Source organism: Acinetobacter sp. UBA5934, assembly GCF_002430855.1.
In the GTDB taxonomy this organism is placed as follows: domain Bacteria; phylum Pseudomonadota; class Gammaproteobacteria; order Pseudomonadales; family Moraxellaceae; genus Acinetobacter.
Window position 1 is genome coordinate 872 of sequence record NZ_DJDC01000061.1, and the last position, 2,369, is coordinate 3,240.

The window sequence follows — 2,369 nt, forward strand, 5'->3', positions numbered from 1 at the left end:
TCTCCTATATTCAGTCCGGGGGCTTTGAAGCTTTATCCAGTCATGAAGACGTGCAGCTGATCAAGCGGATGATAGACATGGATTTCAATGTGATCTGGAGTAATCTGGTCCGGGTTAAAACCAGTAGTCGATTGCACGGGCGTGCACCTGAAGGCTTTGCAAATTTTCTCTATCAGCTTGAATATAACAGTGAAGTATAAATATTCAATCAAGTTTGTATAACAATTAAAAGAAAACTGGCTGAAAAACTTGAATCCTTGTCTTAACTTAATTTAAATATTTATCTTTAGATAAAAGAAAAATCCGCCACTATTCTATCCTGAAAATAAAATATGGATCATGAGATACCATGTGATCGTTATTTTGCTGCCATAAAATTGAAGACAGGATTTCACTGCATAAAGAGAATCATACATGAATGCAAATTGCCTGAAAAACCTATTGTTTCGGATGGCCCAGACTTAACTCGCTTAATGAAGTAGCTGTGTCATGAAAGGTTATTTTTCCTTAAAAACCGTATTGATTTTATTGAAACACAAGAAATTGAAACTTGACTGAAATACTGGGAAATTCGTAATTGTACAAATCCAAATACTTTAAGATTCAGGTATAATCGAAAACATCTTATAAATATGTATACGTGAGGAGATCACATGACTGTAGATGTCACTGAAACCATTACCCAAACTGTTCATCCTGCGTTTCAGTTGATACGTCAACACCATGTTGAGGCCTTAGACATTTTTGTGTCTGAATATAAACATAAAGTGACCGGTGCAACCCATTATCACCTTGCCAGTGATCTGGATGAAAATGTCTTTCTGGTGGCGTTCCGTACTCAACCGATGGATTCAAAAGGCGAGGCGCACATTTTAGAACATACGGCATTATGCGGTTCTGAAAAATTCCCTGTTCGTGACCCGTTCTTCCTGATGATTCGCCGTTCACTCAACACCTTTATGAACGCATTTACTTCAGCAGACTGGACAGCTTATCCTTTTGCAACGCAAAACAAAAAAGACTTTCAAAACTTGCTGGAAGTGTATTTAGATGCCGCTTTTGCTGCGAATTTAAATGAACTGGATTTTGCTCAAGAAGGCATTCGTATTGAGCTGGAAAATGGCGAACCGGTCTATAAAGGCGTGGTGTTTAACGAAATGAAAGGGGCGATGAGTTCTCCTTCAGATCAGCTGTATCATCAACTGGCGCATCATTTATTCCCGAAAACCACCTATCATTACAATTCAGGCGGCGATCCTAAAGATATTCCAGATTTAACTTACCCAGAGTTAGTCGATTTCTATAAGTCACATTACCACCCAAGTAATGCGGTATTTATGACATTTGGCAATGAATCTGCCTATCATTTACAAGAACAATTTGAAACTTTGGCCTTGTCTAAATTCGAGAAAGGTCAAACCCTGCATTCAACGCCTGAAACACGTTTAACTGCACCGATTGAAGTGACAGAAACCTATGCTTTAGATGCAGAAGATTTAAAAGATAAAACCTATCACATCATTTCATGGTTATTGCCTCAGGCTAGCGATATTAAATTGCGCTTGGGTATGCGTCTGGTTGAAGGAATTTTACTGGAAGATTCCGCGTCGCCATTACGTCATTACCTGGAAACCTGTGACTATGCACAATCTACTGGTCCAATCATGGGCGTAGATGATTCCAATTTTGAAATGACTTTCTTCTGTGGCGTACAGGGTTCAAACCCGGAACATGCACAAGAATTTAAAGACGGCGTATTTAAGGTTCTTGAAGACGTTGCCTCTAAACCGGTTGATGCTGAAATGGTGGATGCGATTTTGCATCAGATTGAATTGCATCAGCGTGAAATCAATGGCGACGGTATGCCGTATGGTTTAAGCCTGATTTTAAACGGTTTAGGCAGCGTGATTCACCACAGCGATCCCATTGATGTTTGGGACGTAGACACGGCCATTGAGCAAGTTAAAGAAGAACTTAAAGACCCAATGTGGCTGTCAAATCTGATTAAAGAGCATTTGCTGGATAATACCCATCGCGTGCAAATGACTTTGGTGCCAGATGCAACCAAATCGGCTAAAGAAGCGGAAGCTGAAAAAGCACGTTTGGCTGAGATTGGGGCTAAGCTGACTGATGAACAGAAAGCTGAAATCATCAAGCAAACCGAAGCCTTAAAAGTTCGTCAAGATACACCGGATGACATGAACCTGTTGCCGAAAGTAGGGTTAGAGGATGTCCCGGCGGATCTGCATATTGTACAGGGTCAATTGCGTGAAATTATCAGCAATAATCTGGATACACCTTTGAATCTGTACCATGCTGGTACCAACGGTATTTACTATCAACAGGTGTTGGTGAAAATTCCAGATGAA

Annotated in this window: 1 protein-coding gene and 1 pseudogene; both read left to right on the plus strand. The window is 40.3% G+C overall.

Features of this window, described 5'->3' with window-relative positions:
- Nucleotides 1-200, plus strand: a pseudogene (locus B2Y23_RS04165) (glycosyltransferase family 2 protein); the annotation flags it as partial.
- Nucleotides 201-653: 453 nt separating this feature from the next.
- On the plus strand, nt 654-2,369 hold a 1,716-nt coding region (locus B2Y23_RS04170), incomplete at its 3' end, for an insulinase family protein (protein WP_291369202.1).